This window comes from Xenorhabdus khoisanae (genome assembly GCF_001037465.1).
Lineage (GTDB): Bacteria > Pseudomonadota > Gammaproteobacteria > Enterobacterales > Enterobacteriaceae > Xenorhabdus > Xenorhabdus khoisanae.
On sequence record NZ_LFCV01000054.1, the window covers coordinates 1 to 17894 of the forward strand.

13 protein-coding genes are annotated in these 17894 nt (G+C 42.4%); 8 read left to right on the top strand and 5 right to left on the bottom strand.

Going from position 1 to position 17894, the window contains the following annotated elements; genetic code table 11:
- Positions 1 to 295 precede the first annotated feature (295 nt).
- Positions 296 to 763, bottom strand: coding sequence for a hypothetical protein (locus AB204_RS09050; RefSeq protein ID WP_047963056.1), 468 nt, complete (start codon positions 761 to 763; stop codon positions 296 to 298).
- Positions 764 to 1149: 386 nt separating this feature from the next.
- On the opposite strand from AB204_RS09050, the gene AB204_RS09055 reads away from it, so the two are divergent.
- The 4 genes from AB204_RS09055 (at position 1150) to AB204_RS09070 (ending at position 5007) form a co-directional block, all read left to right on the top strand.
- The gene (locus AB204_RS09055) at positions 1150 to 2520 is read left to right on the top strand and encodes a pyridoxal-phosphate dependent enzyme (RefSeq protein ID WP_047963057.1); all 1371 of its coding nucleotides are present in this window, start codon (positions 1150 to 1152) and stop codon (positions 2518 to 2520) included.
- Between the two features lie 20 nt (positions 2521 to 2540).
- The gene (locus AB204_RS09060) at positions 2541 to 3725 is read left to right on the top strand and encodes a trans-sulfuration enzyme family protein (protein ID WP_047963058.1); all 1185 of its coding nucleotides are present in this window, start codon (positions 2541 to 2543) and stop codon (positions 3723 to 3725) included.
- A 258-nt stretch (positions 3726 to 3983) separates the two neighbouring features.
- Positions 3984 to 4490: a peptide deformylase gene (gene def / locus AB204_RS09065; RefSeq protein ID WP_047963059.1), complete on the top strand. Its 507-nt coding sequence runs from the start codon at positions 3984 to 3986 to the stop codon at positions 4488 to 4490.
- Positions 4491 to 4608: 118 nt separating this feature from the next.
- The gene (locus tag AB204_RS09070) at positions 4609 to 5007 is read left to right on the top strand and encodes a hypothetical protein (protein WP_047963060.1); all 399 of its coding nucleotides are present in this window, start codon (positions 4609 to 4611) and stop codon (positions 5005 to 5007) included.
- 313 nt (positions 5008 to 5320) lie between these two features.
- Here the strand turns inward: AB204_RS09070 and mutH are convergent, their stop codons facing one another.
- The 4 genes from mutH to leuA form a co-directional block, all read right to left on the bottom strand.
- A complete protein-coding gene (gene mutH / locus AB204_RS09075; RefSeq protein ID WP_152671521.1) occupies positions 5321 to 6001 on the bottom strand; it encodes a DNA mismatch repair endonuclease MutH in 681 nt (226 codons plus the stop codon).
- Between the two features lie 587 nt (positions 6002 to 6588).
- A complete protein-coding gene (gene sgrR, locus AB204_RS09080; protein WP_047963062.1) occupies positions 6589 to 8250 on the bottom strand; it encodes an HTH-type transcriptional regulator SgrR in 1662 nt (553 codons plus the stop codon).
- A gap of 170 nt (positions 8251 to 8420) precedes the next feature.
- Entirely contained in the window at positions 8421 to 9560 is a 1140-nt protein-coding gene (leuB, locus tag AB204_RS09085) for a 3-isopropylmalate dehydrogenase (protein WP_047963063.1), read from the bottom strand.
- A gap of 2 nt (positions 9561 to 9562) precedes the next feature.
- Entirely contained in the window at positions 9563 to 11167 is a 1605-nt protein-coding gene (gene leuA / locus AB204_RS09090; protein WP_047963064.1) for a 2-isopropylmalate synthase, read from the bottom strand.
- 1206 nt (positions 11168 to 12373) lie between these two features.
- Between leuA and leuO the strand changes: the two genes are divergently transcribed.
- The 4 genes from leuO (at position 12374) to ilvN (ending at position 17866) form a co-directional block, all read left to right on the top strand.
- Entirely contained in the window at positions 12374 to 13321 is a 948-nt protein-coding gene (gene leuO, locus AB204_RS09095) for a transcriptional regulator LeuO (RefSeq protein WP_047963065.1), read from the top strand.
- Positions 13322 to 13571: 250 nt separating this feature from the next.
- On the top strand, positions 13572 to 15401 hold the full coding sequence (locus AB204_RS09100; protein WP_200898220.1) for an AMP-dependent synthetase/ligase: 1830 nt from the start codon (positions 13572 to 13574) through the stop codon (positions 15399 to 15401).
- Positions 15402 to 15644: 243 nt separating this feature from the next.
- A complete protein-coding gene (gene ilvI, locus AB204_RS09105) occupies positions 15645 to 17372 on the top strand; it encodes an acetolactate synthase 3 large subunit (RefSeq protein WP_047963067.1) in 1728 nt (575 codons plus the stop codon).
- Positions 17373 to 17374: 2 nt separating this feature from the next.
- Positions 17375 to 17866 carry an acetolactate synthase small subunit gene (ilvN, locus tag AB204_RS09110; protein WP_047963068.1) on the top strand — a complete coding sequence of 164 codons (492 nt, stop codon included), beginning with the start codon at positions 17375 to 17377 and terminating at the stop codon, positions 17864 to 17866.
- The last annotated feature ends 28 nt before the right edge of the window (positions 17867 to 17894 follow it).

A 17894-nucleotide genomic window follows, 5' to 3' on the forward strand; every position in this document is an offset into this window, starting at 1 on the left:
AGCTGCAACCTACCGTCGATGTCAACATGATTTTTGTCTTGCAAACGGGATGCGTTCATATAGGCGACCATAGATTTTTTATGGTCTCATAGTATGATTAACCGATCCGATGTCACTGTAACCGCCCTACAGACTGTAGGGGACAAAGGTTGGGATGGATTTGCATTATTACGGGTAACGGGTAAATAGACGGGTAAATACAGACAAAGAGCTTATCCAATAAATTTTTAAATTACAGAAATAATAGGTTACAAAAAGGATGGTTTATTAAAACTAAACCATCCTTGATTTAATATTATGGCTTTTGAGTTTCTGCTTTATTTACTGGTGTGGATTTCCGAGCTGACTGACACGCTTTACGCTCATCGGGTTCACGCTCTTGAATGATTTTTGCTGTTTCATCTACGGCGGGAAGGGAAAAGCCCATATCATCATAAGCACCAAAACCAATTAAACGATAACTGCTTAGTGGGGTATCCATTGGGACACGAAACTCTTTTTTCTCTCCCGGTGCCAATGACTGAAATGAATGTACTGCCAGTGCACCCGGTTCACATTTAGCATTAAGCGGCAAAACCGCCAGATAACCACCTGCCACAGGTTGGTCGCCTTTATTTTGCAGTGTGCCGCCTACAAAAAACTTACCATTTGCGCCCAAGCCCATATGAAACAACAGGTGCGCTTCTCCTTTTGCCCATAGTGCAGGGGTGAACAAACTGCCCGCTAATAACATTGCACTGTACGTATAACTACGCCATTTCATCTTCATGCTCCTATTTATAAGGTTCTCACATTTCCTGACATAAAATAGGTATTGCAGTGGTTGGCAAAAAAATCAAGCATTCAATAACCCGGCGCATTGATTTAACATGTTTTGTATTGATAATGGTTTTTTCTAAAATGCCATCTCTTACTTGTGCGGGGATCTAATATCAAGTAGACCGAATTCGTTAGCGTAAATCCCATTTTTAAATATAAGTGCTTGATCTATAACTCTTAAGGTTTTTACCTATCAATATAGAATTAGTTAATTACCTTTTGTTATATGTAGTTTGTATTTATTCTTTCAAATTAATTGCTATGCGGCGTTATTCTTCCCCACTCTAAAAGTTTTTATTCGCAAATTTTACCGATTATCAAGAGGCTAATATGGCAGCACCACGTTCGGTTCTTGAACTTATAGGGAATACGCCGTTACTCGAACTTACACATCTGGATACAGGCCCATGCCAGTTGTTTATTAAGTTGGAAAACCAAAATCCAGGTGGTTCGATTAAAGATCGTGTTGCGCTTTCAATGATTGAGCAGGCCGAAAAGCAGGGGTTATTGAAGCCGGGAGGCACTATCATCGAGGCTACGGCGGGGAATACGGGTATCGGTCTGGCATTAGTCGCTGCGATGAAAGGTTATAAGTTGATTTTAGTCGTGCCTGATAAAATGAGCAGGGAAAAAATTTATCACCTGCGTGCTCTGGGAACGGATGTGCGCCTGACTCGCTCTGATGTGGGAAAAGGGCATCCGGAGTATTATCAGGATTACGCGCTGCGCCTATCGAAAGAAATCAGCGGAGCTTATTATATCGATCAATTCAATAATCCTGCGAATTCACTCGCTCATGTTGCAACGACCGGCCCTGAAATCTGGCAGCAGATGGAACAAAATGTAGATGCTGTAGTCGTTGGTGTCGGTTCTGGCGGTACGCTGGGTGGCCTGAGTCAGTATTTTAAGGAAGTCTCTCCTCAGACTGAATTTGTCCTTGCCGATCCTAAAGGCTCTATTCTTGTCGATTATGTTGAACATGGTCATTATGACGAAGCCGGTAGTTGGTTTGTGGAAGGCATTGGGGAGGATTTTGTCCCACCTCTTGGCGATTTTTCTAAGGTTAATCATGCCTATAGCATTACTGATGCAGAGGCATTTTCCAGTGCGCGAGATTTATTACTGACAGAAGGCATTTTGGCCGGCTCCTCTTCGGGGACATTGCTGGCTGCGGCACTGCGCTATTGCCGTGCTCAGACAACGCCGAAACGCGTGGTCACGCTTGCTTGTGACAGCGGTAATAAATATTTGTCTAAAATGTTTAATGATTACTGGTTATTGGAGCAGGGCCTACGATCACAGCCAAAAGAAAATAACTTAAGTGATTACATCACCTATCGTTATCGGGATGGTGCGACGGTTTCAGTTTCACCGCAAGATACTTTGCAAATTGCTTATAGCCGTATGCGCCTTTATGACATCTCACAGTTACCTGTAATCGAAAACGAACAGGTCGTTGGTATTATTGATGAATGGGATCTCATGCATACGATTCAGGCCAATTTCCACAATTTCTCTCTGCCTGTGACTCAAGCAATGACCAGCCAGATTCAAACACTTCATAAAAAAGCACCATTGGAGCAGTTAATTGCTACTTTTGATGCCGGTCATGTGGCGTTGATTGTTGATGATAACAATCAATTCCTCGGCCTTGTCACTCGTACTGATGTGCTGAATGCATGGCGTCAACAACTCAATTGAATTCTTTCAGGAATAAATTAATGACTAAGTTTAATAAGACTAAGTTTAATAAGATTAAATTTGATACAAAAAGCGTTCATGCAGGCTATGTTCCTGATCATACAGGAGCAGTAATGCCAGCAATCTATGCCACCTCGACTTATGCTCAACCAGCACCCGGCGAGCATACGGGATATGAGTATTCCCGCAGTGGGAACCCGACACGTCATGCGTTGGAAAATGCAATTGCTGAGTTGGAGAATGGCACTCGTGGTTATGCTTTTGGTTCTGGTCTGGCCGCTAGTTCGACCATTCTGGAATTGCTGGATAAAGATAGCCATATTATTGCGGTGGATGATCTTTATGGCGGAACTTATCGACTGCTGGAGAAAGTGCGTCGCCGGACGGCGGGTTTACAGGTCACTTACGTTGAAGCAGGGGATACTGCGGCTCTGGAAGCTGCGATTCAGCCCGATACTAAAATGATTTGGGTGGAAACGCCGACCAATCCATTGCTGAAATTGGTTGATTTGGCCGCTATTGCACAGATTGCCCAGCGCCACAATATTATCAGTGTTGCGGACAATACTTTCGCTTCTCCTTATATTCAGCGTCCGCTTGATTTAGGGTTTGATATCGTCGTTCACTCGGCAACTAAATACCTTAATGGTCATTCTGATGTTGTCGCTGGCCTTGCTGTGGTGGGGAACAACGCTGAATTGGCGGAGCAGATGGCTTTCCTGCAAAATTCCATTGGTGGCATTCTTGACCCATTCAGCAGTTTCCTTGTCCTGCGTGGTATTCGGACATTGGCGTTGCGTATGGAACGCCATATTGCCAGTGCAGAGAAGATTGCTCATTGGTTGGAACAGCAGCCGCAAGTTGAAAAAGTGTATTATCCGGGCCTGATTTCCCATCCTCAGCATGAACTGGCAAAACGTCAGATGCGTGGCTTTGGCGGTATGATTTCCATTGTACTGAAAGGGAGTGAAGATTATACGCGTCAGGTCATTAAGGAATTACAATTATTCACATTGGCGGAAAGTCTGGGTGGTGTGGAAAGCCTTATTGGTCAGCCATTCACTATGACTCATGCATCTATTCCATTGGAAAAACGTCTGGCAGCAGGTATTACGCCACAGTTGATCCGCATTTCAGTGGGCATTGAGAATGCTGATGATTTGATTGCGGATTTATCTCAGGCGTTTGAAAATGCGAGTCTTTAACAGACGATAAAATAATATAATAAAAAACATTATGCCAAACGATATCTTTTCGTTTGGCATTTTTTTTATTTGATTTTATCGTCTTAATTTATAGAGAAATTTCTTAAAAGTAGCATTTCATTTGTGTGAGAAAATATCAATCTTGATAATTACTGATATCTCATTGAGAATAAGATATATTTAATCTCAATCAGGAATATATACTCAATAGCTGACAAGCGGCATGCAAAACTTCAGCTTGAAAGAGGATAATCAATTATGGCAATTCTAGATATACTGACAATCCCAGATGAAAGGCTAAGACAAAAATGTGTCGATGTTACTGATTTTGACAAAGTTCAGACGTTAATTGATGACATGTTGGAGACAATGTACAACACCGATAATGGTATTGGTTTGGCAGCGCCACAGGTTGGTCGGAAAGAAGCTGTTTTGATCATTGATCTTTCGCCAAACCGTGATCAACCGTTGGTTTTGATCAACCCCAGGATTGTTGAAAAAGAGCGTCGAGTGTTGAATCAGGAAGGCTGTCTGTCGATACCGGGATATTACGCGGATGTCGAACGGTTTGAAAGAGTGAAGGTAGAAGCATTCGATCGGCATGGTCAATCGGTTACAGTAGAGAGCGAAGATTTTCTATCGATTGTTATGCAGCATGAAATCGATCACTTACATGGCATTCTTTTCACCGATTATTTATCCCCCTTGAAGAGACAAATGGCACTGAAAAAAGTAAAAAAATATCTCAATAGCAGGAAAAGCTAACAATTCCAGATTGCAGCTAACAAAAAGGTAATTTAAAAGATGTGGACTGAAATGATGGAAGGTATATCGGATAGAATTTAAATGATTTGATGTTAATAATATAGGCAGGGGAATAATTGTGACCGAAAAAGGTGATATTGCATATTATCAACAACCTAATTTTTCCATTGAACTTAGTCTGATAGATACAACGGATGCTAAAAAGGGTACTTATTTGATGATACTGGATGCAGAGGGCATTAGAAATGCCCGGGTGCCCTCAGTTAAAGTTGGTGGTGAAATTGAATATGTTAATATTCCATCAACTGCCAGCAGCAACAAGGTCGTATGTGCCATTTACATCAAAGATACGGACAATAGCAGTTACCCACTGGTTGGCACTATTTATCTTAATTATCATCCACTATCAGAAGTTGTTGATATTGCTACAGTAAAGGTTTCTTCAGAATCTCAATTAAGCTTAAATGTAGATAGAGTGGATCGCACCAGGTTTGATTTTAAACTGAAAGCAAAATAGAGAATTCAGAGGCTTTCCTGCGGTGGCCGGTCAAAAGGCCACCAAATAATTGCATGATTTATTTGTTATGTACCGTGAGATGAAACGATTTGGCTGTCTGGTTTCTGGTTGGTATCTTCTGATTTTTTTTTTATGTTGATTTTGAGAATGTATATTTTATAGGGTTTTGGTTAAATATATTCTGTTTATATCTAATTTATGTGGCTGTGTATTTATTGGTATGCGTTAATATATATTAGTGAACAAGATCCTGATGACCTGATGATGGTGTAGATAAATGTATCACAATTTAATATTGCGCGTTTCTTCGGTATTACAAGAAAAAATGGCGAGCCAATAATGGTGCCGTAAAATTTTTCTTTAAATAAAAACCCCTAGGGAGTGTCATGATGGGCTGACCATATTCTCCTATTGCTTCTGTCAGTGCCCGGCTATTAGCTGCTTTGGGACGCAATTGTAGTACTTCACCATGGCGGGCAGTAATGCTCTCAACTTTACCCAATACAATGAGATCCATGAGCTCCTCCCAGTCGTGTTGCAGTAACTCTTCTTCAATGGCATTCGGACTCCAAAGTAACGGAGAACCCACGCGGCGTTCTGAAAGTGGAATGCTTCTTTCCCCCTCAACAGGTATCCACAGAACACGGGATAATTTACGTCTGACATGACAGTTTTCCCATGTAATACCACTGTTACCTGTTAAAGGCGCAACGCAGACAAAGGTTGTTTCCAACGGGAAGCCTTTGCTGTCCACAGGGATCGTTTTTAGTTCGATACCGATATGTTCAAAATCCTGTTCAGGTTTACTGCCTGCACTTGCACCTAAGTAATATTCAAGCAACATACCGACCCAACCTTTGTCACGCTTTAAATCAGGAGGGATAGGGAGTTTGGCCTGTGCAGCAAGTTCACCCATAGAGAAACCTGCCAGGGAACGGGCACGATCGAATAATTGTTGTTCGTTTTCAGGTGATGTCGGAGGTGTAAAGTACATGTTATAAAGTATATTTTTTCTGGTTAAAAAACGCTCTTTTTGATTATTGGCGATCATTGATAACTTATCATTACGATGATTGTTCTGATAATAGCATGATATAGAAGATCTTTTAATTTATGTTCTCTGCATTAAAAATAGGCTTGTTATGATTGTTCACCTATTCCCAGTGATAATAAACAGGATCTTACACCATGTTATCCACAGATTTATGGGATAAGTGACAAAAAGTGAGATCACTGGTTTGATTTACAGCGCTAATGAATGGTGTTTTCTACGAAAATAGGCGATTTTTGTTTAACTAAAAGGCATATCCTGTGGATAAATTCACCATTGGTTGATATTTGCTCAGTGTGAGCAAGTCTAAAAACTTTAATGTGTGATATACCTTGTAAAAAGGGCCATAAAATGTATTAACATAATGAAAAATAATGGGTATTTATTAACGCTTATTGAGCGTTAGAAAACATACAATAAAAGTATACCCGCTTTACCCCTCACTTTTTCACATACATATCCACAGAAAAAGTGAATAAAATGGTTCTTGCCAGACAATAAATGTTTATAACTTTAGCTTTTCCTGTGAGTTATCCTTCTGGGGGCGTAAACCACGCTGATTTAAAATCAAACCAGCCAAAGGTATTCATTTTTACCCCTCTCATGCTGCGTTGGCCCTGTAATTCGAGCCAATGATGGAATAGAGGATGCAGCCAATGTTGATCAATCGTGTTTTCACACCACTCTTCGACAGATAAACCGTTTTTTCTCCATAATGATGCTTCTTTTGTTAAATCATTGCCAAGGCACTTTTTCAACAATGGCATTTCATAGAGCGTGGCAAACAGCGAAAACTCCAGCGGCTTATAAAAATTGACCGTAGCCAGCCAGATATCGCTTTCAGTATCGCCGTTGAACCATGTATCGTAATCGACAATCTTGATTTCGAGTTCCACGCCATACTTAGCCAAAATAACCCGCAGGATTTGGCTTATCGTATGGTATTCGTGGTGTTGGTGGTACAGTGTTATGGTCAGTTTCGTAATATCTTCCGGCTTTGGACGAGGCGACACCAGCTTACTATGGTGCCAACGCAATAATAACCCGTAAGCGGGCGACCAATGACGCTGATAAAAAGGAGCACAATGAGCCAGCAAATTGATGGGAGTGAGTAAGCTACATAACCAGTCTCGTACATCCTGTCGTGAAGATTTGGCAGAGCGGTGATCGCTAAGTAAAAAATAGCAGCCTTCTTCCATTCTGCTATCCAGTGAGTTATTACTGCTACCGTCGCTTTCCAAATGCAGCGTGGTGCAAACCAGCTTTTCCGTCAATTCAGGGTGTATCCAGATATTAACTTCATCCAGCAATGCCCTGAAACCAAAATAGTGATCAAATGCCTTGATTTTGAGTTTTCGCGCATCATTTGTAACAACCTGATAAGGGCCTGTACCGATAGGATGGCGAGCAAAATTGGGCAGGGTTTGCCATTCCTGCGGCAAGATCATGGCATGGGGGCTTCCCATCAAAAAATCAAACCGGATGTCAGCCTCGTGAAGCAAGATATCCACAACATGCGGGATATTGGAAGTCACTTCTTTGATGTGGGAAAAAAGTGGCAGTGTTTTTAGATGTTCCAGTGAGCTAATGATATCGCTCATTTGCAGCTCGCGGCCATGATGAAAATAGATGGCAGGGCGGAGGTAAAAACGCCAATGATTATCGGCAATTTTTTGCCAGTGATGGGCTAAATCACCCTCGACTTCCTCTTTTTCCTCATTTATACGAAGCAGTCCATTGAATATCTGGCGGATAAGGTGAACTTCTGAACGCCTAAGTGGTGTTCTCGGCAGTAAATTGGGGAATGGACGATAATAAATAATGCGTAATGTGCTTTTTCCTTGCCGGAAGTTGCGCTCAAGCTGTGATAATACCATTTGGCGCACGGCATCTTTATCTCCCATCATATGAACGAGTTGCTCAATATTTTCCTGTTCAAGCAACTGTTCTGCACGTTGTTGCTGAAGTTCCAATCCGCTGCGGAGGAAATGAAGTTCAGAACGTTTTCCTCGTCCTGCTTCTGCATGCCATTGTAACCAGCCCTCTTGCTGCATTTTATTCAACAAGGAACGGATATGACGACGTGAGCAATGAAGGATATCCGCCAGTGATTGTAAGGTGGTTTCAGTCTTTTTGCCTTGATAATGTTGCCATAAACGGATGAATTGTTGCTGTAAGCGAGGGGTCGGCATAAAAGGGGAGCTCCACTGATTTTTTCATCAATTTTTCTTTCCCTATATTAAGCCGATAATGAACAGGAATTAAAGTAGTTCAGGAGAGAGAGCTTCTCTCACTGACTCCCGATTTTTTTTGAGTAATGGTATTTTTACCAGCCAGTAAGTTATCTTACTGGCTCTTTTCATTACACGCCCTCGGTGATATAACGTACGATGATATCACCCATTTCATCGGTACTGATTGTTTTGCCATTACCGGCTAAGTCTGCGGTACGATAATCTTGTTCCAAAGCATGATTGATAGCTTGTTCAATGACATCTGCTGCTTCATTGTGCCCAAGGCTATAACGCAGTAACAGGGCTGCGGATAATATTTGCGCAATCGGATTGGCAATGTTTTTGCCTGCAATATCAGGAGCCGAACCGCCCGCAGGTTCATATAAACCAAAACCTTTTTCATTCAGGCTGGCAGAAGGCAGCATTCCCATTGAGCCAGTGATCATGGCACATTCATCGGATAAAATATCGCCAAAAATATTGGAGCACAGTAGGACGTCAAACTGAGCAGGATCTTTGATCAACTGCATGGTGGCGTTATCAATGTACATATGGCTGATTTCAACGTCAGGATAATCTTTGGCGATTTCACTGACAACTTCACGCCATAATACGGAACTTTGCAAAACATTTGCCTTATCAATCGATGTGACTTTATGGCGGCGCTTGCGGGCAGATTCAAAAGCAATGCGGGCGATCCGTTCTATCTCGAAACGGTGATAGATCTCAGTATCAAAAGCACGTTCATATTTTCCTTCGCCTTCACGCCCTTTTGGAAGACCGAAATAGATGCCGCCAGTCAGTTCACGGACACATAATATATCAAAGCCTTTTGCAGCAATATCATGGCGGAGTGGACAAAATGATTCTAACGCCGAATATAAACGGGCTGGTCTTAAGTTGCTGAATAATTTGAAATGTTTTCGTAAAGGCAATAATGCGCCACGTTCTGGCTGCTCGGTGGGAGGCAAATGCTCCCATTTAGGGCCTCCGACGGAACCAAACAAGATCGCATCCGCTTTTTCGCAACCTGCAATGGTTTCCTTAGGCAAAGGGCAACCATGGCGATCAATGGCTATCCCTCCTACATCATATTCACTGGTTGTAATACGAATATTGAAGCGGTTACGGATCGCATCCAACACTTTATAGGCTTGTTTCATTACTTCGGGACCAATGCCGTCACCGGGCAAAACAGCAATGTGGTACTGGGTAACCCCTTGCTTGCCGGAAATGGCATGGCCTGAAATAGATTGGCTTGAAGACATGATTATGCAGTTTCCTTTGTGTTGTTATCCTGAGAACTGTTCTGGCTGTAATTTTGCGTATGATTTTGGGATATACGTTGTTTTTCCTTTTCGACTTGTCCTGCCTGCCAGATGCTATTCAGCACGTGGATCATGGCTCTGGCGGAAGATTCAATGATATCGGTTTCCAATCCCATTCCGTGAAAACGACGGCCAACGCATTCCACAATAATATCAACCTGACCGAGGGCATCTTCCCCCTGTCCTTTACCGGATAATTGATAGGAGATTAATTTAAGTGGATAACCTGTAATTCGGCTGATGGCCTGATAAATAGCATCAACGGTACCGTTACCGGTAGAAGCTTCAGATTTGATTTCATCCCCACAGGCCAGACGCACGGTGGCAGTAGGAACTACATTAGTGCCGGACTGGATGCTGAAATAATCCAGACGGTAATGTTCATGTTCTTGCTGCTGCTGGTTGATGAATACCAATGCTTCCAAATCGTAATCAAACACTTGTCCTTTTTTGTCTGCCAATTTCAAGAACGCTTGATACAAGGCATCCAGATCATAGTCATGTTCCTGATAACCCATTTCGGTCATGCGGTGTTTCACTGCGGCACGACCAGAGCGTGAAGTCAGGTTTAACTGGATATCTTTCAGGCCAATGGACTCTGGCGTCATGATTTCGTAAGTTTCGCGGTTCTTCAGGATGCCGTCTTGGTGAATGCCGGATGAGTGAGCAAAGGCATTACTGCCAACAACGGCTTTATGCGCGGGGATCGGCGTATTGCAGATTTGGCTAACTAATTGGCTGGTACGGTAGATTTCCTTATGGTTGATATTAGTGTGAACCCCCAACATTTTCTGGCGTGTTTTGATTGTCATGATCACTTCTTCCAGTGAACAGTTTCCGGCGCGTTCTCCCAATCCGTTAATGGTGCCTTCTATCTGCCGCGCACCGGCCTGAACAGCGGTAATTGAATTAGCCACAGACATGCCCAAATCGTCATGGCAATGGACAGAAATAATTGCCTTATCAATATTGGGTACACGATCAAATAATGTGCTGATAATACCGCCGAATTGATACGGAGTTGTGTAACCAACGGTGTCGGGGATGTTGACAGTGGTGGCGCCAGCTTTGATTGCCTGCTCGACAATCCGGCACAAATTGTCGATATCTGTACGGCCGGCATCTTCACAGGAGAACTCAATATCATCAGTGTACTTGCGCGCTCGTTTTATTGAGCGGACAGCCATTTCGACAACATCATCAAAAGTTCTTTTCAATTTGTGTTCGACATGCAGATTGGAGGTAGCCAGGACCATGTGCAAGCGGAAAGCTTCTGCGACTTTCAGGGCTTCGGCAGCAACATCAATATCATTATCAACGCAGCGGGATAAGGCACAGATACGGCTATTTTTGATTTCACGAGCGATAGTTTGAACTGATTCAAAATCCCCGGGGGAAGAAACTGGAAAACCGGCCTCAATGATATCGACTCCCAGCCTTTCCAGTGCGTAAGCGATTTGCAGTTTTTCTTTCACGCTCAGGCTGGCTTGTAATGCCTGTTCTCCATCACGCAGTGTGGTATCGAAGATAATAACTTGCTGGCTCATGTTGTGCTCCTGTCAAATAGGCAATGATGTTTTATTCTTGTACGTCGTCCAGGTAAAAAAAAACCCGCGCCATGCGCGGGTTTTTTTTCTGGTGAGGTTAACTTAACTTTTACTTGCACCCACCAGCATACCGCGCACATTGAAGGCGATGAGTAGTAGGCTTAGTAGGCGAATAGAGAGAATCATGTAAGTTAACCTTTATAAATTTGTTAATTGGGTTTTAACGGTCAGTTTATTTATAGATACGTTATCTGAAAAACAATGTCAAGCGTGATAAATATAAATTCAGAGTTAAATATGCTCATTGTTGGTTGTTTATTGAACGCGCTTTGGATTTGGTGACTATTTTTTACATTTTTAGCGATGTTTTTATCTATTTTTCATATCTATATATAGAGTAAAATCCGGCACTGATGGATGATAAATGTGTATACCCTTCGTCTTTCAAGTTGCCTCTTTGTTGGCTGCGCTTACTCACTCCGGTCACATAGTTATCTATGCTCCCGGGGATTCGTTCCCTTGCCGCCGCGATGCAACTTGAAATCCATTGGGTATAGTCTGTTATTTTAACCCGTCGTTTTTACGTGATTTTTAATATGATCGTTTAAATATGACGGTATGAATGCGGATATGCACTGATGGATTTGAGGGAACAAAGATAAGATGGATTTTAACCATGGTATTTCTAGGTATAGTATTTCTAAGTACAGTGTTTTTAGGTACAGTGTTTTTAGATTAATAAATCATAACCATATAGAATATTAATAAATTGTGTCTCGATATATTAGAAGAACTAATTTCTGATTAATACTTTGGATTTTTTCTGATAGAAAATATTAATAGAGAGTTCTGATAACTAGTTGGAATACAGTCATTTTATTATGAATTGTTTCTGCTCTTTATTCTGTCATTATTGGCTGCTCGTTTTGAACGTAAGTCGTTAGTGTAAGTTGGGTTATTTCTATTCATATATAACGCATTGATATTCATGCTTATAAAAATATTACGGCTACGTAGATAAGAATGCATTGGTTGTGCTTTTTACTTTTTGTACAAGGACGAATCTCAATTTACTTTTCAACAAATTGGGGTAATTGATCTTATTAATTGGTAAGGCGGTTTTGGATGTCAAAATGTTGCATTCAGAAATCGTCAGTATTCCAATATGTAATGAGATCACTGCTATAAGTTTAGTGGAGTGAAATAATGACTAAATACAACTCAGTAACTACAGGAAAAAAAGAATCATGCGATGTCCAATTGCGCAGTGTAGATCTCAATTTGCTTACTGTTTTTGATGCTGTAATGCAAATGCAGAATATCACACGCGCAGCTCAGGCATTGGGAATGTCACAACCGGCTGTCAGCAATGCAGTAGCGCGTTTGAAGACCATGTTTGATGATGAATTATTTGTTCGTTATGGGCGGGGTATTCAGCCAACGGCCAGGGCAAAACAGCTCTTCGGGCCACTCAGACAGGCACTTCAAATAGTTCATAATGAATTGCCCGGAGTGGGGTTTGATCCTGATAATAGTACAAGGGTATTTAACCTCTCTATTTGTAGCCCGCTTGATATTCGTCTGGCTGCTCAAATTGTCGGGCAAATAAAAAAACATTCTTCGAATATCGAAGTTGTCATTAAAACACAAATTAGTAATGATATTGAAAAGCAGTTAAAATATCAGGAAATAGAATTCGTAATCAGTTATACCCAATTAGAATCCCCTGATTTTCATAATTATCCTTTGTTTAATGATGAATTGGTTCTGGCAGTTTCCAATCACCATCCCAGAATTGGAAAACGAATTACCCAGCAGCAATTGCAGGAAGAAAGACATGCTATTGTTGCATTGGAGAATGCAGATTCATTCAGCAAACCTTACTATGAGAACAAAGAATTATTGCGTTCTGTTTCTTATCAGGGAACAGATCTAAATAGTGTTCTTAATATTGTATCCCAGACTTATTTAGTCGCTATCGTACCAAAATGGATGGTAGAGCATTACTCTGAACAGCTAAATATCTGTTCCGTACCTTTGCCTGATGGTCGAATTTCCCGCCCTTGCTATTTGATATGGCATGGCTCAACAGATCGAGATAAAGGCCACCAGTGGATGAAATCATTGCTGAGTCATCTTGGCGAACGGGAATAAAATAAAAGGTATGAAGAGCCCTGTTCTGGTAATGATGACTGGTATAGGGCTCTGAGTATTTTGGCTCTTCTTACGATATTTATCTCTGTTTATCTGTAGTTATTCGACAAATCCTGCAAGTATTTTCGCCTTCAGAGGGAGAAGATATTTAAAATACACTTCCCCCTTTTACTGGGAATAGGTAGACTGCGTTGAAATAGCTAACATCTGTAAGCTGAAAAGTAGGCAGCATGCTTGCTGAGTACGCAGAATGAAAATATTTATACAGGAATATATTGTGATAACAGACTTTCTGCATTCCTATCACTTGGTTAACCGATTACAGCAACAAGCCAATGAATCTCCGGAAAAAATTGCATTTCGACAATGGTCGTCATCAGAGCAGCTCGAAATGAGTTGGCGTGAAGTCGAGTGTACAACGAAATCCGTGGCAAGAGCGTTGCTGTCATTGGGAGTGGAAGTGCAGGGAAAAGTCGGCATTTTTGCACAAAACTGTATGGCATGGTCATTGGCTGATTTGGCTATTCTTCAGCTTAGGGCTGTGACAGTACCGCTTTATGCAACCAGTACCTGTGAGCAAGCGGCATTTATTCTCAATGATGCAGGCGCGAAAATACTGTTTGTGGGTGGACAGGAGCAATATGATATTGCAATGCCATTGATTGAATTGTGCCCCGAACTTTCTCATCTTATTGTGATGGATGAGTCTGTGGATTTAAAGGGATGCCCACAAGCACTATATTTATCAGCTTTCATTGATAATGACCACGCACAATATCAGCCAGAACTTGATAGCCGTATTGCTGATCAGGATTTGGATGATCTTTTCACCCTAATCTATACCTCTGGCACAACGGGGGAACCAAAGGGAGTCATGTTGGATTATCGCAATATTGCTTCTCAGCTTTATTTGCATGACCAAAGACTGACCTTGATGAAACAGGATGTGTCCCTCTGTTTTTTACCGTTGTCCCATATTTTCGAACGGGCATGGAGCTATTATGTCATGCATACCGGAGCCCTGAATGTCTATTTGACGGATACAAATTTTGTACGTGAGGCAATGGTTGATGTGCGTCCAACGGTTATGTGTTCTGTTCCCCGTTTTTATGAAAAAGTACATGGCGCAATTTTGGGGAAAGTTTCTCAGGCTCCTATTTTGCGTAGAATGATTTTTAATTGGGCATTAAAGCGTGGCGAAAACCACTGGATGCGTCAGCAACAGAACAAAAAAGGTTGTCCATTCACGCGTTGCAGCTATCAATTGGCTGACAAGCTGGTGTTGAGCAAGCTCCGTAATCTGTTGGGAGGGAGAGTACGTTTCCTGCCAGTGGCGGGGGCACGCCTTGATGATGTCATCACCCGTTTCTTTCTGTCCATTGGCCTCAATATCAAATATGGCTACGGTATGACAGAAACCTGTGCAACGGTATCTTGCTGGGAAGAAAAGAATTATCTTTTGGGCTCAATTGGTACGCCATTACCCGGTGTTGAAGTTCGTATCAGTACAGAGAGCGAGATCCAAGTGCGCGGGCCTATTGTGATGAAGGGGTATTTTAACCGTCCAGAGGAAACTGTGCGTGCTTTTACTGAAGATGGTTGGCTGAAGACCGGCGATGCGGGTGGATTGGATGATAATGGTAATTTGTTTATCACCGAGCGCCTGAAAGATTTGATGAAAACATCAACAGGAAAATATATCGCCCCGCAAATGATTGAAGGTATGTTGGGTCAGGATCGCTTTATTGAACATATTGCGGTTATTGCTGATGCCCGCCAGTTTGTTTCCGCCCTGATTGTTCCCAGTTATGAAGCAATTGAAGAATATGCAAAATCTATCAACCTTCATTATCGCGATCGTCTTGAATTACTGCGAAATCATCAAATTATTGAGTTGTTTGAACAGCGTTTGAAAGATATGCAGAAAAATATTGTCAAATTTCATCAGGTCAAACGGTTTATTCTTTTGCCTGAAGCTTTCTCCATGGAAAAAGGAGAATTAACACCGACATTGAAATTGCGCCGCAAGGTTATTTCACAGCGTTATCAGAGTGAAATTGAATCCATGTATCAGGATTGATGGCAGGAAAAAGCCGGGCTCTTATTAAAAAAATGTTTTTAATATGTGAATTGATGTTTGCTAACACTTGTGTCTGACGTTATGTTAGTTAACTTGACGCTATAAAATAGCGCCGGGTAATGATTCACTTTATATAAATAACAAATGGGATAAATAAGGCTATTTTTCAGTAGCCTTATGAAGTTCCAATTATTAATAACTTGCAAACAGATAACTTGCAAACAGAGCCTGGAGGCAAACTCGATGGAGATGTTGTCAGGAGCCGAAATGGTCGTGAGATCGTTAATCGATCAGGGCGTTGAACATGTGTTCGGTTATCCGGGCGGGGCCGTATTGGATATTTACGATGCCCTGCATACGGTTGGGGGCATTGAACATATTCTGGTTCGCCATGAACAGGGTGCTGTTCATATGGCTGATGGATATACCCGTTCTACGGGGAAAGTCGGGGTTGTTTTGGTGACATCCGGGCCAGGAGCAACGAATGCCATCACAGGAATTGCAACGGCATACATGGATTCAATTCCTATGGTCATTCTGTCAGGTCAGGTCGCCAGTTCCCTGATAGGCAATGATGCTTTTCAGGAATGCGATATGGTGGGGATTTCCCGTCCCATAGTGAAACATAGCTTTCTGGTGAAAAAAGCGGAAGACATTCCAAGTACGATTAAAAAAGCTTTTTATTTAGCAGCAAGTGGCCGGCCCGGGCCTGTTGTTATCGATTTCCCCAAAGATACCGTCAATCCTGCCTTGAAATTTCAGTATGTGTATCCTGAAACAATCAGGATGCGTTCTTACAACCCTACCATTCAGGGACACAAGGGGCAGATCAAGCGTGTATTGAAAACCCTGCTGAGTGCGAAAAAGCCTGTGATTTATGTTGGTGGGGGAGCCATTAATTCAGAATGTTCCGCGGAGCTATTGACGCTTGCTGAACGTTTTCACATTCCGGTTGTGAGTTCGCTCATGGGGTTGGGGGCGTTTCCTGCTACCCATCGGCAAAGTTTGGGCATGTTGGGAATGCACGGTACTTTCGAAGCCAATAAAGCAATGCACAATTCCGATGTGATTTTTGCGATAGGGGTGCGCTTTGATGATCGTACAACCAATAATTTGGAAAAATATTGTCCGGAAGCAACGATACTGCATATTGATATCGACCCTACTTCCATTTCGAAAACGGTGACGGCAGATATCCCTATTGTTGGGGATGCGAAACAGGTGCTCAGGCAGATGCTGGAGATGTTAAATTCCACTGAAGATACCCAAGACCCTGATGCCCTGAAAGATTGGTGGCTTTCTATAGAACAGTGGCGTAGCCGCAAATGCCTTGATTACGATCGCACCGCCGCGAAAATTAAACCACAGGCAGTAATTAAAGCCCTTTATCGTCTCACTGAAGGGAAAGCGTATCTGGCATCCGATGTTGGTCAACATCAGATGTTTGCTGCCCTGCATTACCCATTTGATAAGCCGAGACACTGGATCAATTCAGGTGGCTTAGGGACAATGGGATTTGGCCTGCCTGCTGCCCTTGGCGTGAAGTTGGCAAAACCTGATGCAACAGTCGTGTGTGTGACAGGGGACGGCAGTATTCAGATGAATATTCAGGAATTGTCCACCGCCCTGCAATATGGTTTGCCTGTGCTGGTTCTGAACTTGAACAACCGCTTTCTGGGAATGGTAAAACAGTGGCAGGACATGATATACGCAGGTCGTCACTCTCAATCCTATATGGAATCCCTGCCTGATTTCGTCAAACTGGCAGAGGCTTATGGTCACATTGGCATTTCCATCCAAACTTACGATGAACTGGAAACGAAACTGGCTCAGGCTCTGCATGAAGTCACTGAAAATCAACGTCTGGTTTTCGTGGATGTTACCGTTGATGAAACTGAACATGTTTATCCAATGCAGATCCGTGGTGGAGCAATGGATGAAATGTGGTTAAGCAAAACAGAGAGGACCTGATCATGCGCCGGATTTTGTCTGTATTACTTGAAAACGAATCGGGAGCATTATCCCGCGTGGTGGGTCTATTTTCTCAACGGGGTTATAACATCGAGAGCCTGACAGTAGCGCCGACTGAAGATCCAACATTGTCACGCATGACCATTCAGACCAAAGGTGATGCCAAGGTACTGGAACAAATCGAGAAGCAACTGCACAAATTGGTGGATGTGCTGCGAGTTAATGACTTGACAGCAGGGCCTCATGTTGAGCGTGAAATTATGTTGGTAAAATTACAAGCCAGCGGGGATGGGCGGGAAGAGATCAAGCGTAGCGCGGATATTTTTCGTGGGCAGATCGTTGATGTGACATCAACGCTTTATACCGTCCAATTAGCAGGGACAAGCGAAAAACTGGATGCTTTCCTTAATTCAGTAAGAGATATGGCTGAGATCGTGGAAGTGGTTCGCTCAGGCATTGTTGGCGTCTCTCGCGGAGATAAAATTATGCGATGAAAAATCGTAATCTGCGGGGTAAAATACA